Raw genomic sequence first — 23354 nt, 5'->3', positions numbered from 1 at the left:
ACCTAGACGAGACTGAATCATGGCCCTCGACATTCACGCCCACCGCATCCTGATCCTCGATTTCGGTTCTCAGTACACCCAATTGATCGCCCGTCGCGTGCGTGAAATCGGCGTGTACTGCGAACTGCATCCGTTCGACATGGATGACGAAGCGATTCGCGAATTCGCTCCCAAAGGCGTCATTCTCGCCGGCGGCCCCGAGTCCGTGCACGAAGCCAACAGCCCGCGTTGCCCGCAAGCGGTGTTCGATCTGGGCGTGCCGGTCTTCGGTATCTGCTACGGCATGCAGACCATGGCCGAGCAAATGGGCGGCAAGGTCGAGGGTTCCGAACTGCGTGAATTCGGTTATGCCCGCGTCGATGTGGTCGGCAAGAGTCGCCTGCTGGACGGCATCGAAGACCACGTCGACGCCGACGGCCTGTTCGGCCTCGACGTATGGATGAGCCACGGTGACAAGGTCACCAAGATGCCGCAAGACTTCCACATCCTGGCCAGCACCCCGAGCTGCCCGATCGCCGGCATGTTCAACGACGACCTGCGCTACTACGGCGTGCAGTTCCACCCGGAAGTGACCCACACCAAGCAGGGTGGTCGCATCCTGTCGCGCTTCATCCTCGACATCTGCGGCTGCGAAGCCCTGTGGACCCCATCGAAAATCGCTGAAGACGCCATCGCCCAGGTGCGTGCCCAGGTCGGCACCGACAACGTGCTGCTGGGCCTGTCCGGCGGCGTCGACTCCTCGGTGGTCGCGGCCCTGCTGCACAAGGCCATCGGCGACCAGCTGACCTGCGTCTTCGTCGACAACGGCCTGCTGCGCCTGCACGAAGGCGAGCAAGTGATGGCCATGTTCGCCGAGAACATGGGCGTCAAGGTGATCCGCGCCAACGCCGAGGAGCAGTTCCTCAACAACCTGGCCGGCGAAGCCGACCCGGAGAAGAAGCGCAAGATCATCGGCCGTACCTTCATCGACGTGTTCGATGCCGAATCCTGCAAGCTGGACAACATCAAGTACCTGGCCCAGGGCACCATCTACCCGGACGTGATCGAGTCGGCTGGCGCCAAGAGCGGCAAGGCCCACGTGATCAAGTCGCACCACAACGTGGGCGGCCTGCCGGAAGAAATGAACCTCAAGCTGGTCGAGCCACTGCGCGAGCTGTTCAAGGACGAAGTCCGTCGTCTGGGCCTGGAGCTGGGCCTGCCGTATGACATGGTCTACCGTCACCCGTTCCCGGGCCCGGGCCTGGGCGTGCGCATCCTCGGCGAAGTGAAGAAGGAATACGCCGACCTGCTGCGTCGCGCCGACCACATCTTCATCGAAGAGCTGCGCAAGGCCGACTGGTACCACAAGGTCAGCCAGGCGTTCGTGGTGTTCCAGCCGGTGAAATCGGTGGGCGTGGTCGGTGACGGCCGTCGTTACGCCTGGGTCGTGGCCCTGCGTGCCGTGGAAACCATCGACTTCATGACTGCGCGTTGGGCGCACCTGCCTTACGAGCTGCTGGAAACCGTCAGCGGCCGGATCATCAACGAGATCGAAGGCATCTCCCGCGTCACCTACGACGTGTCGAGCAAGCCGCCAGCCACCATCGAGTGGGAATGATCCCGGCCGAGTAATCGGCAGCTGATCGTTCAGGCAACAGCAATGGCGATCGAGACCTTCGGGTGTCGATCGCCATTTGTGTTTCAGGGTCTTTAAAAAGCCCGTTTTCCAGCCCTTCCGCAATACCAGGAAAGACATGGGCACATCGTCGCCCGCCTGGCCTGTGTACCCTCGACAGACATTCATCGAACTCCCAGCGGCGGCCTCTGGCGACTCCGGCGCAGGTGTTCAGAATATTTGTGGTTGTCAGTTGACAACCTATTCATTGTTGACGAGACTGGAGGCCATGGATGGCTCGCACACCTCATCCCAAGAAAGACATTGAAATGGCGCTGCGCTACGCCGAATGGCAGGGCTGGCGCGTCGAAGTCGGCGGTAGTCATGCCTGGGGCAAGATCTACTGCCCTTACAACAGCGAGGTGTGTCGTTGCGGCGAGTTCTGCATCACCAGTGTGTGGAGCACGCCGAAAAATCCCCTCCAGCATGCCCGGGCGCTGTGCCGGGTAATCGACAACTGCACGCTGAATCAGCTGCGCGGCGGGAAAGTCCCGCAACCTCGTCGGGAGTCATGACCATGGAATACCTGTTTACCCTCAACTACCTGCTGCCCGCCCACGACTGCGACCCGGACGTGCTGGTGGAGCGCCTCGGCGCGGGGGGCTGTACCGATGCGCTGGTCGGTACCGGGCTGGCGGGGCGCCTGGCACTGGAGTTCAGCCGCGAGGCCGAAAGCGGTGAGGCGGCGCTGCTCAGTGCCCTGGGCGATATCAAGCGGATCATTCCGGATGCGCGGCTGGTAGAGGCCAGCCCGGATTTCGTCGGCCTGAGCGAGATTGCCGACATCGTCGGGGTCTCCCGGCAGAACATGCGCAAGTTGATGCTCAACCATGCCGGCAGTTTCCCCCTGGCGATCCACGAGGGCAGTGCCTCGCTCTGGCATCTGGCGGAAGTGCTGAGCTGGCTGGAGGCCCGGGGCGGTTACCTGTTGCAGCATCCGGTGATAGAGGTGGCGCGGGTCGCGCAATCCGTGAACGTCGCCAAGGAGGCCCGACGGGTCGGCACCCCGAGCGCCGAACTGGTGGCGCTGCTGGGTTGAGCGGGCCTGCCGCGGTGGTCAGCGTCGGGCGACGTCCGAGAAGTAGAACTTGTCCAGGGTATGGCGTGATTCGGTGTACTCGAACTGCCGGCCGTCCTGCAGGAAGGTCTGGTTGCTGACCACTATCACGTGGCTCTGGCCCTCCAGGTCCAGGTGCTGCTGGTCATCCCGGGTGCGCGGGGTGGCCTCGATGGTCCGCTGGGCGTAGCTGATCTGCAATTGCAGGGTCTGCTCGATGTAGGCGTAGATCGAGTGCTCGGCAATCTGCCGGTCCAGCCCCGGGATCAACTCGGCGACGAAGTGGTTGATGTCGAGAATCACCCGTTTGCCATCAATACGCCGCACCCGCTTGATGCGGGTAATCAGGCTGCCTTCCTCGGCCTGCAGGTGTTCGCGCAACGCGCCTTCGAGTGGAAACTGGGTGAACTCCACCACCTCGGTGCTGACGTCATTGCCCAGGCGCGGATAGGTTTCCTGGAAGCTGACAATGCCGCCCAGCTGGAACTCGATCGGGTGCGGCGACAGCACAAAAGTGCCCTTGCCATGGATCTTCTGGGCGAAGCCGCGCTCCTGCAACTGCTCGATGGCCTTGCGCACGGTGCCGCGGCTGGCCTGGTAGCTGTCCATCAACTCGGTTTCGGAAGGCAGACGAGCGCCGCGTTCCAGGCGCTCGGTGGTGATGCTGGCAAGCAGATCGCTGTAGATCTGGTTGTATTTACTCATGGGATGGCTCTGTGCCGTCTGCGCTCAAGGCGGGAACCTTAAGGGCCGTGAGCGGATTTGTCTATTTGAGGCGAGTGGGTCGAACGCCTGACTGCGGGTGTCGAAATGGCAATGAAACACCTTACAGCAGTTTAAGAATTTTCTGTCGCGCATGGCGCGCTCTGCCGGAGAGTGTGGATCTAGAGCCGTTTTTGCGCAGCAGAAACTCCCTGCGACCCGGGTTTCGGAGCGATGCCGGCAAACTCGTCTGTACGAGTTGTTGCTTTAACTCGTACAGACGAGTATTTTTCGCTTCGGCGTGCTGCCAATAACAAAAAACCAAAGCGGAAGAACAAGCATGAGCCACGATTACTCCACGATCGCCAGCGAGTTGCTGCACAGCCTCGGTGGTGCCGACAACCTCGAACAAGCCGCGCATTGCGTCACCCGCCTGCGCCTGGCGCTCAAGGACCCGAGCCGGGTGGACAGCGCGACGCTGAACCAGATCGATCTGGTCAAGGGCTCGTTTTTCACCGGTGGCCTGTTCCAGGTGGTCATTGGCCCCGGCGAAGTCGAAAAGGTCTATGCCGCGTTGCGCCAACTCACCGGGCTGGCCGCTTCCACCATCGCCGACGTCAAGCAGAAGGGCGCCGACAAGACCAACGCCATGCAGCGTCTGGTGCGGGTGTTTTCCGATGTCTTCATGCCGATCCTGCCGGCGCTGATCATTGCCGGCCTGCTGATGGGGGTGAACAACCTGATCGGCGCCAAGGGCATGTTCATCGAAGGCCGGACCCTGCTCGAGGCCTATCCGACCCTGGATGGCGTTTGGAGCCTGATCAACCTGATGGCCAACACCTCCTTCGTATTCCTGCCGGCCTTGGTGGGCTGGTCGGCGGCCAAGCGCTTTGGCGGCAGCGAAATCCTCGGCATCGTGCTGGGCCTGATGCTGGTGCACCCCGACCTGCTCAATGCCTGGAACTACGGCAAGGCCGTGGCCGGGCTGGAGGGCCAGAGCCTGCCGTACTTCGACATCGTCGGCCTGTTCCAGATCGAGAAGGTCGGCTACCAGGGGCAGATCCTGCCGATCCTGCTGGCGGCCTATGTCATGAGCGTCATCGAGAAATGGCTGCGGGCGCGGGTGCCGAACGCGATCACCCTGCTGGTCGTGCCCATCACCACCATCGTGGTCACCGGTGTGCTGGCGCTGGCGGTGATCGGCCCGGTGACCCGGCACCTGGGGATCCTGATCACCGAAGGCGTGGTCACCCTGTTCGAGTTGGCGCCAATGGTCGGCGGAGCGATTTTCGGCCTGCTCTACGCGCCGCTGGTGATCACCGGCATGCACCACATGTTCCTCGCCGTGGACCTGCAACTGATCTCGACCCAGGGCGGCACCTTCATCTGGCCGATGATCGTCATGTCCAACCTGGCCCAGGGCAGCGCGGCACTGGCGGTGTTCAGCATGAGCCGTAACGCGCGGGACCGCAGCATGGCCTCGACCTCGGCGATCTCCGCCTATTTCGGCATCACCGAGCCGGCCATGTTCGGGGTCAACCTGCGCTACAAGTTCCCGTTCTACGCCGCGCTGATCGGCTCGGCGCTGGGCTGCATTTTCCTCTCGCTGAACAAGGTCCAGGCCTCGGCCATCGGCGTCGGCGGGCTGCCGGGATTCATCTCGATCATTCCCCAGTACATCCCGATGTTCGTGGTCGGCATGGTCGTCGCCCTGGTGGTGCCGTTCGTGCTGACCTGCGGCTTGAGCCTGAAGATCATCCGGCCGGGGTATCGCGTCGCTTGATAAATCGCATCGCGAGCAAGCTCGCTCCTACATGACCGCATATTCCTCTGTAGGAGCGAGCTTGCTCGCGATGAGGCCCTCAAGGCCAGTACCAACCCCATTGAAGGAGCCCGCCATGCAAGACTGGCAGCGTTCGGTGATCTACCAGATCTACCCGAAGAGTTTCTACAGCCACAGCGGCCAGGCCACCGGCGACCTGCTGGGGGTGGTCGACAAGCTCGACTACCTGCACTGGCTGGGCGTCGATTGCCTGTGGCTCACCCCGTTCCTGCGCTCGCCCCAGCGCGACAACGGCTACGACATCAGCGACTACTACGCCATCGACCCGAGCTACGGGACCATGGCCGATTGCGAGTTGCTGATCGCCGAGGCCGGCAAGCGCGGCATCAAGCTGATGCTGGACATCGTGGTCAACCACACCTCCATCGAGCACGAGTGGTTCCAGCAGGCGCGCAGCAGCCTCGACAACCCGTATCGCGACTTCTACATCTGGCGCGACCAGCCGAACAACTGGGAGTCCAAGTTCGGCGGTTCCGCCTGGGAATACGAAGCGCAGACCGGCCAGTACTACCTGCACCTGTTCGACCATACCCAGGCGGACCTCAACTGGGACAACCCCCAGGTGCGCGCCGAAGTGTTCAAGATGATGCGTTTCTGGCGCGACAAGGGCGTGGGCGGCTTCCGCCTGGATGTGATCAACCTGATCTCCAAACCGGTGGATTTCCCGGAAGACGCCAGCGATGGCCGGCGCTTCTATACCGACGGCCCGAACGTGCACCCGTACCTGCAGCAGATGCATCGCGAGGTCTTCGAGGGCTTTGACCTGATCAACGTCGGCGAGATGTCTTCCACCAGCCTCGAGCACTGCATTCGTTACTCGCAGCCCGAGTCGAAAGAGCTGTCGATGACCTTCAACTTCCACCACCTGAAGGTCGATTACCCGAACCTGCAGAAGTGGATTCGCGCCGATTTCGACTTCCTCCAGCTCAAGCGCATCCTCTCCGAGTGGCAGAGCGGCATGCAGGCCGGTGGCGGCTGGAACGCGCTGTTCTGGTGTAACCACGACCAGCCACGGGTGGTGTCGCGTTTCGGCGACGACGGCGAGTACCGGGTGGTCTCGGCGAAGATGCTCGCCACTGCGCTGCACTTTCTCCAGGGCACACCGTTCGTGTACCAGGGCGAAGAGCTGGGCATGACCAACCCCGGTTTTACCCACATCGACCAATACCGCGATGTCGAGACCCTGAACATCTACCGCCTCAAGCGCGAAGCCGGCGACAGCGAGGCGGACAACATGGCGGCGATCATGCAGAAGTCCCGGGACAACGGGCGCACGCCGATGCAATGGAATACTGAGGCCCATGCCGGTTTCAGCAGCGTCGAGCCCTGGATCGGCGTGCCGGCCAATGCCGCGCGGATCAACGTCGCGCAGCAGCTCGAAGACCCGGATTCGGTGTTGCACCACTACCGCCAGTTGATTGCCCTACGCCGTCGCGAGCCGCTGATCCAGGACGGTGAATATCGCCAGCTGCTGGCCGAGCACCCGCAGGTCTGGGCCTATCTGCGCGAGGGCCAGGGCGAGCGCCTGCTGGTGGTGAACAATTTCTACGGCAGCGCCTGTGAAGTGCAGTTGCCGGAGGGAGTGATGACCGAGCGCATGGAGCAGCGCCTGGTCATCAGTAACTACGCAGACCATCAAACCCGCAGTCGCCAGCTGTTCCTGCGGCCTTACGAGTCCTTTGTCCTGCACCTGATCGACCGCTGACAACCTTCCCCGCATGAGCGCGGCGTGCCCTGTACACCGCGAGCTTTCGCTCGCCGGTAGGGCGGCGCCTGCGGGGCACACACACAGAATAAAAATAATGGGGTGGCTTATGAAAACAACAATAAATCGCGGTCTCGCAGCCTCTTGCGTCTGCCTGGCCTTGCCGTTCCCGGCCCAGGCCCTGGAGTTCGCCGGTTACTTGCGTAGCGGCCTCGGGACCTCGGTCAACAGCAGCTCGCAATCCTGTTTCCAGCTGCCCGGCGCCCAGTCCAAATACCGCCTGGGCAACGAATGCGAACAGTACGCCGAGCTAGAGTTGCGCCAGGACCTGTACACCCTGGACGACGGCTCGGTGCTCAGTGTCGATGCCATGGCGTCGCTGTATAACCAGTTCGACCGCAGCCTGACCTTCCAGGGCGACAACGGCTCGGCGCGCATGCCGCAGATGTATGCCCAATGGTCGAACATGCCCAGCCTCAATGGCGGCTCGCTGTGGGCCGGCCGGCGTTACTACAAGCGCAACGACATCCATATCTCCGACTTCTACTACTGGAACCAGAGCGCCACCGGCGGCGGCATCGAGGACGTGCTGATCGGCGATCTGAAATACAGCTACGCCTTCTCGCGCAAGGACAACCTGTACCAGAAGGACTACATCAACCGGCACGACTTCAACGTCGCCGGTTTCAAGACCAACCCCGGCGGCGAGCTGGAACTGGGCCTGAGCTACATCGACAAGCCCGACAGTCGCGACGCCCATCGGGGCTGGGCGATCACCGCCCAGCATGTGCAAAAGGACTTCCTCGGCGGCAAGAACAAGCTGGCGTTGCAGTACGGCGAAGGCCCGGGCACCGGGCTGGGTTACACCGGCAATGTGCAACTGGACGACAGCAACAAGAGCTACCGCCTGGTGGAGTTCTTCGACTGGCAATTGACCCCGCGGTTTGGCGGGCAGGTCGAGGCGATCTATCAGAAAGACATCCGCCCCGACGGCAACGACCAGAACTGGATCTCTCTGGGCATCCGCCCGGCCTATGCGATCAGCGAGCAGTTCAAGCTGGTCACCGAGCTGGGCCACGATCAGGTCGAGGCCCCCGGCGGCACGCGTAAGCTCAGCAAGTTCACCTTCGCCCCGACCTGGTCGCCCAAGGGCCCGGAATTCTGGGCGCGCCCCGAGGTGCGTCTGTACTACACCTATGCCAGTTGGAACCAGGCCGCCAAGCGCGCGGCCAATGAGCTGGCGGCGGGGTCGGCGCTGTCCGATACCGGCGCCTTCGGCACCGCCAGGCATGGCGCGAACGTCGGATTGCAAGTCGAGTACTGGTGGAAATAAGCGATGCTGTCGGGGCTCGCGCTCCATCGGCACTTACAAGAACAAACAGCAGGTGAAGTCATGGCTACAACCCAACAATTGCAACTGCTCGCGCCGCTGTCCGGGCTGCTGATGCCCCTGGAGCAAGTGCCGGATCCGGTGTTCTCAAGCCGGGTCATCGGTGACGGCCTGTGCATCGACCCGACCTCGCAGACCCTGCGCGCGCCGCTGGCCGGTGTGGTCAGCAATGTGCAGGACAGTGGCCATGCGGTGAGCATCACCGACGACAACGGGGTGCAGGTGCTGATGCACATCGGCCTGGACACGGTGAACCTGGCGGGCAAGGGCTTTAGCCGCCTGGTGGAGGAGGGCCAGCGGGTCGAGGCCGGGCAACCGCTGATCGAGTTCGATGCCGACTACATCGCCGTGCATTCCCGCAGCCTGCTGACGCTGATGCTGGTGGTCAGCGGCGAGCCGTTCACCTGGCTGACCGCGGACCGCGCGCTGGTGGACAGCGGCCAGCCATTGTTGCAGCTGAGCCTGGGCGCGCCTGCGCCAAGCGCGGAGTCAGAGGAAGAGGGCGAGGCGCTGTTTTCCAAACCGGTGACGCTGCCCAATCCCAATGGCCTGCATGCGCGCCCGGCGGCGGTGTTCGCCCAGGCGGCCAAGGGCTTCAAGGCGAGCATCTGCCTGCACAAGCAGCAGGCCAGTGCCAACGCCAAGTCCCTGGTGGCGATCATGGCGTTGCAGACCGCGCAGGGCGATGCACTGCAAGTCAGCGCGGCGGGCGAGGATGCCGAGAGGGCGATCAAGGCCCTGGCCGAATTGCTGGCGAGTGGTTGTGGCGAGGCGGTGACCGCGGTGATCGCCGCCGAACCTGTGGCGCCGGTTGCCGCGCCATCGGGCAAGTTGCTGCGAGGCGTCTGCGCCTCGACGGGTTCGGCCTTCGGGCAAGTGGTGCAGGTGGCCGAGCAGAAGCTTGAGATCGTCGAGTTCGCCAGCGATCAGGCCGCGCAGCGCGGGCAACTGGAGCGGGCGCTGGCGCAGGCCACCGCGGCCCTGCAAGTCCTGCGGGACAAGGCCGCCAGTGCAGCCCAGGGCGAGATCTTCAAGGCTCACCAGGAACTGCTGGAAGACCCGAGCCTGCTGGAGCAGGCCCAGGCCCTGATCAGCGACGGCAAGAGCGCGGCATTCGCCTGGAACCGCGCCACCGAAGCCACCGCCGAGCTGTTCAAGGTTTCAGGCAGTCCGTTGCTGGCCGAGCGCGCCCTGGACCTGATGGATGTCGGCCAGCGGGTGCTCAAGTTGCTGCTGGGTGTACAGGACAGCGCCTGGGCCCTGCCGGAGCAGGCGATCCTGATTGCCGAGCAGCTCACCCCGTCCCAGACCGCCGGCCTTGATACCCGCAAGGTTCTGGGTTTCGCCACGGTCGGCGGCGGCGCCACCAGCCATGTGGCGATTCTGGCCCGGGCCCTGGGGTTGCCGGCGATCTGCGGCCTGCCGGTACAGGTGCTGGCGTTGGCCAGCGGCACACCGGTGCTGCTGGATGCCGACCAGGGTGAATTACACCTGGAGCCTGCGCCGGCGGTGATCGCACAGTTGCAGGCACGACGTCAGCAGCAACAGCAGCGCCAGCGCCAGGAGCTGGAACAGTCGGCCCAGGCTGCGATGACCCGCGACGGCCATCATTTCGAGGTGACGGCCAACGTCGCCTCGCTGGCCGAGGCCGAGCAGGCCATGGACCTGGGCGGGGAGGGCGTCGGCCTGTTGCGTTCGGAGTTTCTTTACCAGGACCGCGGCGTCGCCCCGAGCCACGAGGAACAGGCCGCGACCTACAGCGCCATCGCCCGGGCCCTGGGGCCGGAGCGCAATCTGGTGGTGCGGACCCTGGATGTCGGCGGCGACAAACCGCTGGCCTATGTGCCGATGGAGCCTGAAGCCAACCCCTTCCTCGGCATGCGCGGGATTCGCCTGTGCCTGGAGCGCCCGCAGCTGTTGCGCGAACAGTTCCGGGCGATTCTCGCCAGCGCCGGGCTGGCTCGCTTGCACATCATGCTGCCGATGGTCACCCAGCTGGCGGAGTTGCGGCAGGCGCGGCAGATGCTGGAGGACGAAGCCCTGGCCCTGGGGCTCAAGGAGTTGCCGAAACTGGGGATCATGATCGAAGTGCCGTCGGCGGCGCTGCTGGCCGACCTGTTCGCGCCGGAGGTGGACTTCTTCTCCATCGGCACCAACGACCTGACCCAGTACACCCTGGCCATGGACCGCGATCATCCGCGCCTGGCCAGCCAGGCCGACAGTTTCCACCCGGCGGTGCTGCGTCTGATCGCCTCCACGGTCAAGGCCGCCCATGCCCATGGCAAGTGGGTCGGCGTGTGCGGGGCGCTGGCTTCGGAAACCCTGGCGGTGCCGCTGCTGCTGGGGCTGGGCGTGGACGAACTGTCGGTCAGCGTGCCGCTGATTCCGGCGATCAAGGCCGGCGTGCGCGAGGTCGAGTTGAGCCAGTGCCAGGCCCTCGCCGGGCGCATTCTCGGCCTGGAAAGCGCCGAGCAGGTACGTGACGCCTTGCACCAGCATCGGCAATCGACGCTGGCCCCTTCACCAGTTCTGGAGAACTGAACATGTTCGAGAAATTGCAGCGGGCGTTCTGGAAGGCCCTGACCCCGGACCTGGTGCCCGACCAGCCGAAAGCAACGGCCCCGGTCAAGGACGACGCCGCCCTGGACGAGGCCGTCATCGCGGCGCTGGGCGGCGCCAACAACCTCAAGACCCGGCAACGCGTGGCCCTGACCCGGGTGCGGGTGGAATTGCATGACCCGACCTTGCTCGATGCCATGGCCTTACGTAATGCCGGCGTGCCCGGGGTGATGGCGCTGGTCGGCGGCGTGGTGCATCTGCTCGTCGGCTTATCTCCAACGTAGCCGCTGCCGAGCTTGCGAGGCTGCGTACGGATGCGAAGCGTCCGCAACCCAGGCAATGCGTTGCACCTGAGCCACCACGTTGGATGCCTTGGCGGGCGCTTCGCGCCCGTACGCAGCCTCGCAAGCTCGGCAGCGGCTACAGGGGCGGTTATGCCTGCGGCCGGTCGCCGCGCCGGCCTTACTGTTTCTCAACTGCGGGTGTATCGTATTCGCCTTTTGCGGGCCCCGGCCCGCCGCGGATACGTGAGGTAGTTGAGTCCATGTCCTTTACCCGTCGACAGATACTCGGTGGTCTGGCCGGTCTTGCAGTGGTTGGCGTGGGCGCCGGCGGCGCGGCGCGTTACTGGCTAGGCAAGATGGCCGACGCCGAGGCGGGCCACGATTATCAACTGATCGCCGCACCGCTGGACGTGGAACTGGTGCCAGGCCACAAGACCGAAGCCTGGGCCTTTGGCCCGTCCGCGCCGGGTACCGAGCTGCGGGTGCGCCAGGGCGAGTGGCTGCGGGTGCGCTTCATCAACCACCTGCCGGTGGCCACCACCATCCACTGGCACGGCATCCGCCTGCCGCTGGAGATGGACGGCGTGCCTTACGTCTCGCAATTGCCGGTGATGCCGGGCGAATACTTCGACTACAAGTTCCGCGTGCCGGATGCCGGCAGCTACTGGTACCACCCCCACGTCAACAGCAGCGAAGAACTGGGCCGCGGCCTGGTCGGCCCGCTGATCATCGAAGAGCGCGAACCCACCGGCTTCAAGTACGAACGCACCCTGAGCCTGAAAAGCTGGCATGTGGATGAAGCCGGTGCCTTCGTGCCTTTCAGCATTCCCCGCGAGGCGGCGCGTGGCGGCACGGCGGGGCGCCTGTCGACCATCAATGGCGTGTCCCAGGCAGTGGTGGAGATCCCGGCCGGGCAGATCACCCGCGTGCGCCTGCTCAACCTCGACAACACCCTGACCTACCGCATCAACATTCCGGGTGTCGAAGCGCAGATCTACGCCCTGGACGGCAACCCCATCGAGCCGCGGCCGCTGGGCAAGGAATACTGGCTGGGGCCGGGCATGCGCATCTGCCTGGCGATCAAGGCGCCGCCGGCCGGTGAAGAATTGTCGCTGCGCAACGGCCCGGTGCGCCTGGGCACCTTGCGTTCGGTGGCCAACAGCGATGCGCCGACCGAGTGGCCGCCGGCGTTGCCGGCCAACCCGATCGCCGAGCCGGACCTGGATAACGCCGAGAAGCTCAACTTCAACTTCGAGTGGGTTGGCTCGGTCTCGGTGAACGTGGACAATGGCAAGCCACCGAGCCTCTGGCAGATCAACGGCAAGGCCTGGGATATCACCGACAAGACCTGCGCCGACCGCCCGATCGCCACGCTCAAGAAGGGCCAGAGCTACATTTTCGAATTGAAGAACATGACTCAGTACCAGCACCCGATCCACTTGCACGGCATGAGCTTCAAGGTCATCGCCTCGAACCGCAAGAAGATCACCCCGTACTTCACCGACACCTACCTGCTGGGCAAGAACGAGCGTGCCCGGGTGGCGCTGGTGGCGGATAACCCGGGGGTGTGGATGTTCCATTGCCATGTGATCGACCACATGGAAACCGGCCTGATGGCCGCCATCGAGGTGGCCTGATGCGGCAGATTCGCCCCGCCCGGATCATCGATCGCAGCCGCGACCAGGACTTCATGCGCGAAGCCCTGGCCCTGGCCGCCCAGGGCGCGGCCCTGGGCGAAGTGCCGGTGGGCGCGGTGCTGGTGCAGGACGGGGAAATCATCGGTCGCGGCTACAACTGCCCGATCAGCGGCAGCGATCCCAGTGCCCATGCGGAGATGGTCGCGATCCGCGCCGCGGCCCAGGCGCTCGACAACTATCGCCTGCCCGGCAGCACCCTCTACGTGACCCTGGAGCCGTGCAGCATGTGCGCCGGGCTGATCGTGCATTCGCGTATCGCCCGGGTGGTGTACGGCGCGCTGGAACCCAAGGCGGGCATCGTGCAGAGCCAGGGGCAGTTCTTCAGCCAGGGCTTTCTCAACCACCGGGTATTGGTCGAGGGCGGGGTGCTGGCCGAAGAGTGCGGCGCGGTGTTGAGCGAGTTTTTCAAGGCACGCCGGGCCAGTCGCAACTGAACCCCTGCCTCTGTAGGAGCGAAGCTTGCTCGCGATGACGCCAGCCCGGGCCATGCATACCTCGAACCTGGCGTGACGCTCGAAATCGCTATCGCGGGCAAGCCTCGCTCCTACACGGTGTGGGGCATTTACTTCCTGGCGACGATAACGGCGCGCATCGGCGCCGGCAGGCCTTCGATGGTCTTGCTGTGATCGTTCGGGTCGAGGAAATCGCTCAGCGACTGGTACTTCATCCACTCGGTGCCGCGCTGTTCCTCGACGCTGGTCACGCTCACATCCACGCAACGCACATCGCTGAAGCCGGCACGGCGCAGCCACAGTTCCAGGGCCGGCACCGACGGCAGGAACCATACGTTACGCATCTGCGCGTAGCGGTCTTCCGGCACCAGTACCTGATGCCGGTCGCCTTCCACCACCAGGGTTTCCAGCACCAGTTCGCCGCCCTTGACCAGGCAGTCCTTGAGTGCCAGCAGATGCTCGATCGGCGAGCGGCGGTGGTAGAACACGCCCATGGAAAACACCGTGTCGAAGCCTTCCAGGTTGGGTGGCAGGTCTTCGAACGGGAACGGCAGGTGCCACACCGCGGGCTCCGACAGGTAACGCTGCACCGCCTGGAACTGGCAGAAGAACAGCCAGTTCGGATCGACGCCGATCACGCTGTGGGCACCGGCACCGAGCATGCGCCACATGTAGTAGCCGTTGCCGCAGCCGACATCGAGGATGCGTTTGCCTTGCAGGTCGAGGTGCTTCGCGACCCGCGACCATTTCCAGTCCGAGCGCCATTCGGTGTCCACATGCACGCCGAACAGGTCGAACGGGCCCTTGCGCCAGGGCGACAGGCCCATCAGCGCGCTGCGCATCTGGGCGCGGGTGGCGTCGTCGCAATCGGTATCCAGGGTCAGGCCGTTGAGCAGGTCGACCGTGCTCGGCTGGATCTTCGGCAGCGCGTCCAGCGCGCTCTGCCAGCGCTCCAGGTCGCCGTGGCCCTTTTCCATCTTGGTGTCGAGTTGCGCTTGCAGGGTGTTGGCCCAGTCGGCCAGCGGCGTACCGGCCAGACGGCGGGCTAGGGGGGACAGATCAATCATGGCAAGGCAATCAACGAGGCAAAGTTAAGACACTGGAACCACGGCACGACTTTCGAGAACCCGGCGGCCAGCAGGCGTTCGCGGTGTTCTTCGAGGCTGTCGGGCTTCATGACGTTTTCGATGGCGCTGCGCTTCTGGGCTATTTCCAGTTCGCTGTAGCCGTTGGCGCGCTTGAAGGCGATGTGCAGGTCGGTGAGCAGCGCATGCTCCTCGGGGTCGTTGAAGCGCAGTTTCTCCGAGAGGATCAGCGCGCCGCCGGGCAGCAGCGCCTGGCGAATGCGCCCGAGCAGGGCCAGGCGCTGTTCGGGGGCGATGAATTGCAGGGTGAAGTTCAGCGCCACCACCGAGGCCGGCTGGAACTCCAGGGCGAGGATGTCGCCTTCGATCACTTCGACCGGCAACAGCTCCTGGAACATCGAGTTCTGGCCGTTGAGGTATTCGCGGCAGCGCTCGACCATGGCCGCTGAATTGTCTATGGCGATCACCCGGCAGCCGTCGGTGCGCACATGGCGGCGCAGGGCCTGGGTCACGGCGCCGAGGGACGAACCCAGGTCGTAGAGCACGCTGTTGGGCTGGGCGAACTGGGCGGCGAGTACGCCAAGGTTCTCGACAATGGTCGGGTAACCCGGCACCGAGCGCTTGATCATGTCCGGGAACACCCGCACCACGTCCTCGTTGAAGGCGAAGTCGGGCACCTGGGCCAGGGGCTGGGCGAAAAGGCGGTCGGGTTCTTTGCTCACGGCGGTTCCAGCGGTGGAGATAGAAAGAGGGGCGGCATTGTAGCCGCTGCTGCAGGCTGCGATAAGGCCCGAAGGGCCTTCAGGGCCGTAAGGGCGACACAAGGTGCCGCCGGCTGGATTCGCCGCTTGTAGCCGCTGCCGAGCCCGCGAGGCTGCGCACGAGGACGTAGTCCTCGCCAAGCCTGCGCATGGGGTTTATCTGAAGAGCCGTGGCGACTGGTTTTACGGCCGCTGCGCAGCCGATCGCAGCCTCGCGGGCTCGGCAGCGGCTACAGGGCTACAGGCTCAGCGGGGCTTCTGGCGGAAGGCCGACGCCGCAATCCCCCATTGCCCCAGCCAGTAACTGAGGATGATCAGGTAGGGCGCGGCATCGAAGGCCACCACAAAACGGCTGATGCCGATCACGCTGTCGGAGAACACGAAGGCCACGGCGCCGGCGGCGGCCAGTTGCGCCGAGCGCTTGGGCACCTCGCTGCCCAGGCGAGCCAGGGCGCGCCAGAGCATGGCGCTGATGGCCAGGCCATAGACGATCACCGGCACCAGCAACGGGCCGAGGCCATGGCTGATCAGGATGCCCAGCAACGCCGCGCCGACGATCAGGGCCAGCAGCAGGGGCAAGGGCGCCAGGCGCCGGCAATCGCTGGTATAGGCCTTGAGATAGGCCAGGTGCGCGACCAGGAAGGCGCCGAGGCCGAACACGAACAGGTCGGCGGGCCAGGCCAGCAGCACGTCGCCGAGCAGGGAGAACAACAGGCCGAGGCTGATCCAGCGGCGATAGTCGCTGGGGGGCGCATCGTGCAGCCAGCCGAGCAGGGCCAGCACCGGCAGCGGCTTCACCAGCAGGCACAGCAGGGTGGCGTGAATGCTCAGGCCGTAGAGGAAGGTCACCGCGCCCATCAGCGCCAGGATCAGCCAGCCCATGTCATTTGACCGAAATGGCGCAGTCGAAGGCTTTCACCGGCGCGACTTCCGGGGCCCAGGGCTGTTGATAGGTCAGCAGCAGGCGCCCGGTGCCGACGGCGAAGGCCTGGAAACGCCAGGTGGACTGGCCGGCGCTGCCCACCAGGCCGCTGTCTTCGGGGTTGCTGTAGACCTCGGGGCTGATTTTGCGCAGCACGCCGCCGGCCGAGTCCTGGATCGCCCAGCGATAACCCGTGGTCGGGTTACTCGGCAGGGTCAGGATCAGGTTTTGCCCGTTGCTCAGTTGCACTGGGCATTCGCTCTGGTTCTCGACCGTGACGTTGTGCTTGGGTTGGCTGGCGCAGGCGGCGAGCAGGGCGAGGCTGAGGGGCAGCAACAGACGAATCGGTGACATGGGTCAGAAAGCTCCGGTCATGACAAAGGGCGAGCATAACCGAAGATTGAGGAATATGTGCCGGGGAAGGCAGACGCTGTAGGAGCGAAGCTTGCTCGCGATGAAGGCAGCGCGTAGTACCTGACGCACTGCGTCATCGTTCATCGCGAGCAAGGACTGGGCGTCCCCCTGCTCCTACGGACAGCGTTTAGAACAACACTTTCGCCACATCGGCGAAACGCTTGGCAAAGTGCACGGTGATGCCTTCCTTGAGGTACTCCGGCAGCTCTTCGAAGTGGCCGCGGTTGGCTTCCGGCAGGATCAGCTCGTAGAGCTTCTGCCGGCGCGCCGCGATGACCTTCTCGCGCACCCCGCCGATGGGCAGGACATGCCCGGTCAGGGTCAGTTCGCCGGTCATGGCCACGCCCTTTTTCGGCGGCTGGTTGCGCGCCAGGGACAGCAGGGCGCTGGCCATGGTCACCCCGGCGCTCGGGCCATCCTTCGGCGTGGCGCCTTCCGGCACATGCAGGTGGACGAATGCCTCGTCGAAGAACTTGGCATCGCCACCGAATTGCTTGAGGTGCGAGGTGACATAGCTGTAGGCGATTTCCGCCGACTCCTTCATCACGTCGCCCAACTGCCCGGTGAGCTTGAAGCCACGGTTGAGGGTATGAATCCGCGTGGCTTCGATCGGCAGCGTGGCGCCGCCCATGCTGGTCCAGGCCAGGCCGGTGATCACCCCGGTGCCGCTGAGCACCTGCTCGTTGCGGAACACCGGCATGCCCAGGGACGCCTCCAGGTCTTTCGGGCCGAGCTTGATCACCGCGTCCGGTTCTTCCAGCAGCCGCACCACGGCCTTGCGCACCAGTTTGCCCAGCTGTTTCTCCAGCTGGCGCACGCCGGCCTCTCGGGCGTAACCATCGATCACCGCGCGCAGGGCCGCGTCGCTGATACTCAGGTTAGCCTTGGACACACCCGCCTTTTCCAGCTGCTTGGGCCACAGGTGGCGCTTGGCGATGGCCAGCTTTTCCTCGGTGATGTAGCCCGACAGGCGAATCACTTCCATCCGGTCCAGCAACGGGCCGGGAATCGAATCCAGGGTGTTGGCGGTGCATACGAACAGCACTTTCGACAGGTCCAGGCGCAGGTCCAGGTAGTGGTCGAGGAATTCCACGTTCTGTTCCGGGTCGAGGGTTTCCAGCAGCGCCGAGGCCGGGTCGCCCTGGTAGCTCTGGCCCATCTTGTCGATCTCGTCGAGCATGATCACCGGGTTCATCACCTCGACGTCTTTCAACGCTTGCACCAGCTTGCCCGGCAAGGCGCCGATGTAGGTGCGGCGGTGGCCCTTGATCTCGGCCTCGTCACGCATGCCGCCGACGCTGAAGCGGTAGAACGGCCGGCCCAGGGATTCGGCGATGGACTTGCCGACACTGGTCTTGCCCACGCCGGGCGGGCCCACCAGCAGCACGATGGAGCCGCTGATCTCGCCCTTGTAGGCGCCGACCGCGAGGAATTCGAGAATCCGGCTCTTGATGTCGTCGAGCCCGGCGTGGTGCTGGTCCAGCACCTTGCGCGCATGCTTGAGGTCGAGCTTGTCCTCGCCGTACACGCCCCAGGGCACCGCGGTGGCCCATTCCAGGTAGTTGCGGGTGACCGCGTACTCCGGCGAGCCGGTCTCGAGGATCGACAGTTTGTTCATTTCCTCCACGATGCGCTTTTGCGCTTGAGGAGGCAGGACCTTGCCAGCCAGGCGCTGCTCGAACTGCTCGATGTCGGCGCTGCGATCGTCCTTGGTCAGGCCCAGCTCCTGCTGGATGACCTTGAGCTGTTCCTTGAGGAAGAACTCGCGCTGGTGTTCGCCGATCTTGCGGTTGACCTCGGCGGAAATCTCTTTCTGCAGGCGCGCGACCTCGACTTCCTTGCGCAGCATTGGCAGGACTTTTTCCATGCGCTTGAGCATCGGCACGCAGTCGAGCACTTCCTGCAGTTCGTTGCCGGTGGCCGAGGTCAGCGCGGCGGCGAAGTCGGTCAAAGGCGACGGGTCGTTGGGGCTGAAGCGGTTGAGGTAGTTCTTCAGTTCTTCGCTGTACAGCGGGTTGAGCGGCAGCAGTTCCTTGATCGCGTTGATCAGTGCCATGCCGTAGGCCTTGACCTCGTCGGTCGGCTCGCTCGGCTGGTGCGGGTATTCGACCTCCACCAGATAGGGCGGGCGATGGTGCTTGAGCCAGGTGCGGATGCGCACGCGGGTCAGGCCCTGGGCCACGAACTGCAGCTTGCCGTTCTCGCGGCTGGCGTGGTGCACCTTGACCAGGGTGCCGTACAGCGGCAGGGCCGAGGTGTCGAAATGGCGTGGGTCTTCCGGCGGGGTGTCCATGAAGAACAGCGCCAGGGAATGGTGTTCGGACTTGCTCACCAGCTCCAGGGTTTCGGCCCAGGGTTCTTCGTTGACGATCACCGGTAAGACTTGCGCGGGGAAGAACGGCCGATTGTGGATCGGGATAATGTAGACCTTGTCTGGCAGATTCTGCCCGGGCAGGGCCAGGCCCTTGCCGGAGGACGTATGGAGTTCGGCGTTTTCCGGGTCGGCGTATTCACTCAAGGTTTCAGGAAGTTCTTGCTGGTCGCTCATGGGGCACCTGCGCAATGGGGTATGCCTGGTTAGATGGGGCAGGTGACGAGCGGTTTCAATGGTGCCCGGGCCGGATCAATTATTTCAGTCCTTGTCACCGCAACGCAGTGCAGCTTCCAAAGTGCTGATTGTGAGGCTGTCATTTCTGCGCAAGAACGTTGGTAAATTGGCGGTGACAAAAAAATGACTTTATGAACCCCCTGATTTTATTGCGTGATCTTCTTCTCTTGGCAGTCTAATCTGGACCGATTGAATGTTGTCAGGAAAATGGCATTTATTTGACGCATCTTTAGCTGCCCAGAGGGACGCGTAATGATCAAAGGACTTTTCAGCGGGGAGCGGCGGGTGTCGCCGTGGGGGTGCAGGGTCGACAACAGTGAGGTCGCGGCGACGAGAGCCGTCTCATGAAGTGGCGCCATACGTTCCAGGTAAGGATCACTGGGGTATTGGCGTTGTTGCTGTTGATCGTGATCGGGGTGGTGTATTTCGCCGTCAAGGCCGCGACCAATCATGCGGTGGAAAACCAGGCGCAAGTGCAGCTGCAAACCGGCGCCCGGGTCTTCGAACGCCTGCTCGAACTGCGCGGTCGGCGCTTGCGTTATGGCGTGGACTGGTTAGTGGTGGACGCGCAGTTCCGTGAGGCGGTGATCAGCGGCGACTCGCGGGCGATTCTCGAGGCGCTGCGTCAGCATGGTACCGGCACCCGCGGCAGCGAGCTGTTCGTGCTCGGCGCCGAAGGCACGGTGATCGCCAGCACCCTGGGGGCGATCGCCGAGCGTGAGCATTTCCCCTACGACCGAGCATTGCGCACGGCCCTGCGGCAGAACAAAAGCATGTTGATCGTCGCGCTCAAGGGCCAGCCTTATCTGCTGGTCCAGGGGCAGATACTGACGCCGATGCACATGAATCGGGTGGTCATGGCGTTTCGCATGGACGACCTGTTCGCCAGCGAGTTGCGTTCCATGAGCAACCTGGAGGTGTCATTCCTCACCCTGCAGGACGGGCGCGCGGGGGAGTTGTTCAGCACTCAGCCGGATATTTTCTGGGCGACCATCATCACCACCCTGCGCAATGCGTCCTGGCGCGCGCGACCACAGTTGAGCGATGCCCACGGCAAGCGCTTCCTCAATCAGGCCCTGCAGCTGGCCAATACCGACGATCCCGACGACCCCAAGGTTCTGGCGTTGCTGCAAAGCCCGTTGGATCACGCCTTGCAGGCCTTCGCGCCGCTGGACCGTGAGTTCCTGGTGATTGCCCTGGTGGCGCTGGTGGTGTCGCTGGCCGGTGCCCTGTTCATGGCGCGGCGGGTGTCGCGGCCGTTGAATGTGCTGGCCGATGCCGCCCAACGCATCGGCGCCGGCAACTACCAGGTGCCGGTGGTGCTCAAGCGCACCGACGAGTTCGGCTTGCTGGCCGAGGCGATCAACGCCATGCAGAGCGGGATTGCCAGCCGCGAGCTGCAACTGGCCCACAACGCCCTGCACGACCCCCTGACCGGCCTGCCCAACCGGGCGCTGGCCATGGAGCGTCTGAGCAATGCCATCAGCGCCGGGCGCAAGGTGGTGCTGCTGTACCTGGGGATCGAGGACTATCGGGCGATCAACGAAGGCCTGGGCCCGGAAGGGGTGGAGCAGATGATGCGCGAAGTCAGCCGGCGCCTGTCGGAGACGGTGTCCACCGGCGACACCGCCGCGCGCATCACCGCCAACGAGTTTCTGTTGCTGCTGGAAAATACCGAGATCGATGGCGCGGTGGCCATGGCCGACCGGCTCCATGCGTTATTGAGCCGGCCGCAGCCCCTGCGTGGCGATGAAGTGCAGCGCCAGGTGTGCATCGGCGTGGCGGTCTACCCCACCGACGGCCAATCGGCGGAAGAACTGATCAGCCGCGCCGCCATCGCTCGCCACGATGCGGCCGCCCAGCCCGGTTACCTGCAGATCTACCAGCAGGACCGCGACCTGGCCCATCAGCGCCAGATCGGACTGATCCGCGACCTGCGCCGGGCCGCGGCGGAAGGCGAGCTGTTCTTGCTGTACCAGCCCAAGCTGGACCTGCGCCATGGCCATGTGCACCAGGCCGAAGCCCTGCTGCGCTGGCAGCACCCGGAGTTCGGCATGGTCTCGCCGGCGGAGTTCATCCCCCTGGCCGAGCGCACCGGCAGCATGAATAGCCTGACCCTGTGGGTGATCGAGGAGGGCATGCGGCAACTGGCCGAATGGAACATGCGCGGGCTGCATCTGCAGTTGTCGCTGAACATCTCGGCGGACGACCTGCATGGCCATGACCTGGCGGCGCGGGTGAGCGTGTTGCTGCAGCGTTATCGATTGTCCGCCGAGCAGCTGATTTTCGAGATCACCGAAAGCGCCATCATGCGTCACCCGGAGCAGGCGCTGGAGGTGTTGCAGAGCCTGCGCGACTGCGGCATCAGCCTGTCGGTGGACGACTTCGGCACCGGCTACTCGTCGCTGGCGCAATTGCAGCGGCTGCCGGTGCAGGAACTGAAGATCGACCAGTCGTTTATCCGCAACCTCGACGAAACCAGCGGCGACGCGGTGATCGTGCGTTCCACCATCGAGATGAGCCACAACCTGGGGCTCAAGGTGGTGGCCGAAGGGGTGGAGCAGGAGCGCAGCCTGCGCCTGCTGGAGCGCTGGCATTGCGACACGGCCCAGGGCTACCTGATCAGCCGGCCGCTGACTGCCACAGCCTTCGAGGCCTGGCTGTTGAAGTCGCGGATTTCCAGCTGAGCAGCCCTGTGTGGCCGCACCGGGCGCTGCAGCCGCCCTGCTTCACGGTGTGAAGTCTGGCGCCATCAACCCTCGGCGATGGGCCGCGGCTTACTGCTTGGTGCACTCGGCAGGGAGCGCTACGACGCCGCCCATGGAGGCGAAGGCGACCATGCCGCCACTGGGCAGGATGCAATTGTATTCGCCGTTGCTGGTGCTGGCGGTGAAGTAGGTCTGGGATGCGTCGCTGCGCACATTGGAGACCGTGGTCACGGGCTTGCCGAGGGTGGTCTGGGCGCGGTTCTTGAGGTCGTCGTTGCTGGGTTTGGCAATGGCGCAACCGCCCAGGGCGAGAGCCAGGATGCCGAGCAGGGCGAGGGGACGAGCAGTGGGGTGGAGGTTCATGGTGATTCTTCCTTGGCATTGTTGTGTTTTCTACGGCGCAGCCGACCCCGACACCGCAGAGTGGCGGTGTTGAGAAGAGCGAGTGAGTGGTTGGCACTATATCGCCGGGGTGGGGGAGGGTCGATTAGCACAGATGGGCTAATGTCCCTTTGCAATTGCGGGGGCTGGGTATGGGGGCAGGGCCGGCAGAAGGTCGCCGGCCCCGGATCGAGGTTCAGCTCAGCAGTTGTTCCTGCAGGCGCCGGCCGAGTACGTCCAGCAGGTCGCAACCGTCGCGCAGGGGGATGACGCAGAGCTGGGCGAAATCCTGGAGCAGCGCCGGATTGCTGTGCAGGTTGGCGTCGCTGGCGAGGTTTTCCAGCAACTGGGCCGCGGCGCGGATGCGGTGGGCGGCGGCTTCGTGCAGCACATCCAATGGCGCCTCGGTGTCGATCAGCAAGGCGGGGATGGTGCAGTCGTTGCTGGTCAGGGCCATGTAGCGGCGGGGGGAGGTGTCGTCGATGAGCGCGGGTGGATCGGGAACGACTTTTTTCATTGAACTGGCTCCGGGTAGGGATCTGAGCCGCCAACAGCCTTCCTACGGGCTTGGGTGGCAGCCGTGCGCGGGGTAGGAACCGAATACCCAGGGACTCGGCCACGTCGAAACGTGCCCGCGCACAGCCGCCGCGGCTGATCTTACGGACACCTCAAAGGGGCCGCAATCAGTCGGGACGCGTACGCGCCAAGGGTCATCAAAAGGGTTCCTACGCCCTGTCACTGAATTGGCAGTGACAGACCAAACCATAGAGTCCGGGGCCCGGCGGGACAAGGTGATGGGAGTCGACGCGTGTTGTAGGAATTTTCGCTATAACCACTGCCACACCGATCTCGGCTCAACATTGGCCCTGTAGCCGCTGCCGAGCCCGCGAGGCTGCGATAAGGTCCGCAGGGCCTTGGTTCCCGATCTTGCGCCAAACTCCCTGCAGCCTTCAGAACGCCACGGCCGTACCGGCCGATCGCAGCCTGCGGCAGCGGCTACACGAATCTCTATCGGCCTTGAGATCGCCGTCCGACGCCACCACCGATTTTGGCGCGACATTGGCCCTGTAGCCGCTGCCGAGCCCGCGAGGCTGCGATAAGGTCCGCAGGACCTTGGTTCCCGATCTTGCGC

The 23354-nt window shown here is 64.3% G+C and carries 19 protein-coding genes; 11 read left to right on the top strand and 8 right to left on the bottom strand.

The features are described from left to right. Positions 1 to 19: 19 nt before the first annotated feature. From guaA to AC07VU_RS16440, 3 genes are all read left to right on the top strand, one after another. Positions 20 to 1597 (top strand): glutamine-hydrolyzing GMP synthase, encoded by a 1578-nt coding sequence (guaA, locus tag AC07VU_RS16450; protein ID WP_274304526.1) that lies wholly within the window; start codon positions 20 to 22, stop codon positions 1595 to 1597. 290 nt (positions 1598 to 1887) lie between these two features. Next, a complete protein-coding gene (locus tag AC07VU_RS16445; RefSeq protein WP_007929564.1) occupies positions 1888 to 2169 on the top strand; it encodes a hypothetical protein in 282 nt (93 codons plus the stop codon). 2 nt (positions 2170 to 2171) lie between these two features. Next, the gene (locus AC07VU_RS16440; protein WP_274304525.1) at positions 2172 to 2693 is read left to right on the top strand and encodes a helix-turn-helix transcriptional regulator; all 522 of its coding nucleotides are present in this window, start codon (positions 2172 to 2174) and stop codon (positions 2691 to 2693) included. Between the two features lie 18 nt (positions 2694 to 2711). Here AC07VU_RS16440 and treR read toward each other — a convergent pair whose 3' ends face one another. After that, positions 2712 to 3416 (bottom strand): trehalose operon repressor, encoded by a 705-nt coding sequence (gene treR / locus AC07VU_RS16435; RefSeq protein ID WP_007929570.1) that lies wholly within the window; start codon positions 3414 to 3416, stop codon positions 2712 to 2714. Positions 3417 to 3753: 337 nt separating this feature from the next. Here treR and treP point away from each other — a divergent pair, with 337 nt between their 5' ends. The 7 genes from treP (at position 3754) to tadA (ending at position 13325) form a co-directional block, all read left to right on the top strand. Then, positions 3754 to 5196 (top strand): PTS system trehalose-specific EIIBC component, encoded by a 1443-nt coding sequence (gene treP, locus AC07VU_RS16430; RefSeq protein ID WP_274304524.1) that lies wholly within the window; start codon positions 3754 to 3756, stop codon positions 5194 to 5196. Between the two features lie 115 nt (positions 5197 to 5311). Beyond that, entirely contained in the window at positions 5312 to 6961 is a 1650-nt protein-coding gene (gene treC / locus AC07VU_RS16425; protein WP_495030145.1) for an alpha,alpha-phosphotrehalase, read from the top strand. Between the two features lie 109 nt (positions 6962 to 7070). After that, positions 7071 to 8294, top strand: coding sequence for a maltoporin (locus AC07VU_RS16420; protein ID WP_495030144.1), 1224 nt, complete (start codon positions 7071 to 7073; stop codon positions 8292 to 8294). A gap of 60 nt (positions 8295 to 8354) precedes the next feature. After that, on the top strand, positions 8355 to 10892 hold the full coding sequence (ptsP, locus tag AC07VU_RS16415; RefSeq protein WP_495030143.1) for a phosphoenolpyruvate--protein phosphotransferase: 2538 nt from the start codon (positions 8355 to 8357) through the stop codon (positions 10890 to 10892). Positions 10893 to 10894: 2 nt separating this feature from the next. Continuing rightward, a complete protein-coding gene (locus tag AC07VU_RS16410; RefSeq protein WP_274304521.1) occupies positions 10895 to 11194 on the top strand; it encodes a PTS sugar transporter subunit IIB in 300 nt (99 codons plus the stop codon). Positions 11195 to 11454: 260 nt separating this feature from the next. Continuing rightward, positions 11455 to 12831, top strand: a complete 1377-nt coding sequence (locus tag AC07VU_RS16405; RefSeq protein WP_007929587.1) for a multicopper oxidase family protein — start codon at positions 11455 to 11457, stop codon at positions 12829 to 12831. After that, positions 12831 to 13325: a tRNA adenosine(34) deaminase TadA gene (gene tadA / locus AC07VU_RS16400; RefSeq protein WP_274304520.1), complete on the top strand. Its 495-nt coding sequence runs from the start codon at positions 12831 to 12833 to the stop codon at positions 13323 to 13325. Before AC07VU_RS16405 ends, tadA begins: the two co-directional genes overlap by 1 nt. 128 nt (positions 13326 to 13453) lie before the next feature. Here tadA and cmoB read toward each other — a convergent pair whose 3' ends face one another. From cmoB to lon, 5 genes are all read right to left on the bottom strand, one after another. Beyond that, positions 13454 to 14410: a tRNA 5-methoxyuridine(34)/uridine 5-oxyacetic acid(34) synthase CmoB gene (gene cmoB / locus AC07VU_RS16395; protein ID WP_457274783.1), complete on the bottom strand. Its 957-nt coding sequence runs from the start codon at positions 14408 to 14410 to the stop codon at positions 13454 to 13456. Then, positions 14407 to 15150: a carboxy-S-adenosyl-L-methionine synthase CmoA gene (gene cmoA / locus AC07VU_RS16390; protein WP_457274781.1), complete on the bottom strand. Its 744-nt coding sequence runs from the start codon at positions 15148 to 15150 to the stop codon at positions 14407 to 14409. Before cmoA ends, cmoB begins: the two co-directional genes overlap by 4 nt. A gap of 285 nt (positions 15151 to 15435) precedes the next feature. Beyond that, positions 15436 to 16071 carry a lysoplasmalogenase gene (locus tag AC07VU_RS16385; protein WP_274304519.1) on the bottom strand — a complete coding sequence of 212 codons (636 nt, stop codon included), beginning with the start codon at positions 16069 to 16071 and terminating at the stop codon, positions 15436 to 15438. 1 nt (position 16072) lies between these two features. Next, positions 16073 to 16465 (bottom strand): protease inhibitor I42 family protein, encoded by a 393-nt coding sequence (locus AC07VU_RS16380; RefSeq protein ID WP_457274780.1) that lies wholly within the window; start codon positions 16463 to 16465, stop codon positions 16073 to 16075. Positions 16466 to 16652: 187 nt separating this feature from the next. Then, on the bottom strand, positions 16653 to 19073 hold the full coding sequence (gene lon / locus AC07VU_RS16375) for an endopeptidase La (RefSeq protein ID WP_495030142.1): 2421 nt from the start codon (positions 19071 to 19073) through the stop codon (positions 16653 to 16655). 404 nt (positions 19074 to 19477) lie between these two features. Here lon and AC07VU_RS16370 point away from each other — a divergent pair, with 404 nt between their 5' ends. Continuing rightward, complete coding sequence (locus AC07VU_RS16370) at positions 19478 to 21820, top strand: putative bifunctional diguanylate cyclase/phosphodiesterase (protein ID WP_457274777.1); 2343 nt, start codon at positions 19478 to 19480, stop codon at positions 21818 to 21820. A 90-nt stretch (positions 21821 to 21910) separates the two neighbouring features. Here the strand turns inward: AC07VU_RS16370 and AC07VU_RS16365 are convergent, their stop codons facing one another. Both AC07VU_RS16365 and AC07VU_RS16360 read right to left on the bottom strand, forming a co-directional pair. Continuing rightward, complete coding sequence (locus AC07VU_RS16365) at positions 21911 to 22204, bottom strand: hypothetical protein (protein WP_007930783.1); 294 nt, start codon at positions 22202 to 22204, stop codon at positions 21911 to 21913. A gap of 214 nt (positions 22205 to 22418) precedes the next feature. After that, positions 22419 to 22739 (bottom strand): hypothetical protein, encoded by a 321-nt coding sequence (locus AC07VU_RS16360; protein WP_495030141.1) that lies wholly within the window; start codon positions 22737 to 22739, stop codon positions 22419 to 22421. Positions 22740 to 23354 lie beyond the last annotated feature (615 nt).

Source organism: Pseudomonas sp. GW821-FHT02B10 (genome assembly GCF_059421865.1).
Note: the sequence above shows the minus strand (reverse complement) of the source record. Positions and strands in the feature narration are given on the sequence as shown.

What these genes read in the sequence shown, in the direction of transcription:
- AC07VU_RS16405 (WP_007929587.1), top strand. Translation starts at nt 11,455, where the DNA reads ATGTCCTTTACCCGTCGACAGATACTCGGTGGTCTGGCCGGTCTTGCA.
- AC07VU_RS16360 (WP_495030141.1), bottom strand. Translation starts at nt 22,739, where the DNA reads ATGAAAAAAGTCGTTCCCGATCCACCCGCGCTCATCGACGACACCTCC.
- tadA (WP_274304520.1), top strand. Translation starts at nt 12,831, where the DNA reads ATGCGGCAGATTCGCCCCGCCCGGATCATCGATCGCAGCCGCGACCAG.
- guaA (WP_274304526.1), top strand. Translation starts at nt 20, where the DNA reads ATGGCCCTCGACATTCACGCCCACCGCATCCTGATCCTCGATTTCGGT.
- AC07VU_RS16385 (WP_274304519.1), bottom strand. Translation starts at nt 16,071, where the DNA reads ATGGGCTGGCTGATCCTGGCGCTGATGGGCGCGGTGACCTTCCTCTAC.
- treP (WP_274304524.1), top strand. Translation starts at nt 3,754, where the DNA reads ATGAGCCACGATTACTCCACGATCGCCAGCGAGTTGCTGCACAGCCTC.
- treC (WP_495030145.1), top strand. Translation starts at nt 5,312, where the DNA reads ATGCAAGACTGGCAGCGTTCGGTGATCTACCAGATCTACCCGAAGAGT.
- AC07VU_RS16440 (WP_274304525.1), top strand. Translation starts at nt 2,172, where the DNA reads ATGGAATACCTGTTTACCCTCAACTACCTGCTGCCCGCCCACGACTGC.
- AC07VU_RS16420 (WP_495030144.1), top strand. Translation starts at nt 7,071, where the DNA reads ATGAAAACAACAATAAATCGCGGTCTCGCAGCCTCTTGCGTCTGCCTG.
- AC07VU_RS16445 (WP_007929564.1), top strand. Translation starts at nt 1,888, where the DNA reads ATGGCTCGCACACCTCATCCCAAGAAAGACATTGAAATGGCGCTGCGC.
- AC07VU_RS16365 (WP_007930783.1), bottom strand. Translation starts at nt 22,204, where the DNA reads ATGAACCTCCACCCCACTGCTCGTCCCCTCGCCCTGCTCGGCATCCTG.
- AC07VU_RS16380 (WP_457274780.1), bottom strand. Translation starts at nt 16,465, where the DNA reads ATGTCACCGATTCGTCTGTTGCTGCCCCTCAGCCTCGCCCTGCTCGCC.
- ptsP (WP_495030143.1), top strand. Translation starts at nt 8,355, where the DNA reads ATGGCTACAACCCAACAATTGCAACTGCTCGCGCCGCTGTCCGGGCTG.
- treR (WP_007929570.1), bottom strand. Translation starts at nt 3,416, where the DNA reads ATGAGTAAATACAACCAGATCTACAGCGATCTGCTTGCCAGCATCACC.
- AC07VU_RS16370 (WP_457274777.1), top strand. Translation starts at nt 19,478, where the DNA reads ATGAAGTGGCGCCATACGTTCCAGGTAAGGATCACTGGGGTATTGGCG.
- AC07VU_RS16410 (WP_274304521.1), top strand. Translation starts at nt 10,895, where the DNA reads ATGTTCGAGAAATTGCAGCGGGCGTTCTGGAAGGCCCTGACCCCGGAC.
- cmoB (WP_457274783.1), bottom strand. Translation starts at nt 14,410, where the DNA reads ATGATTGATCTGTCCCCCCTAGCCCGCCGTCTGGCCGGTACGCCGCTG.
- lon (WP_495030142.1), bottom strand. Translation starts at nt 19,073, where the DNA reads ATGAGCGACCAGCAAGAACTTCCTGAAACCTTGAGTGAATACGCCGAC.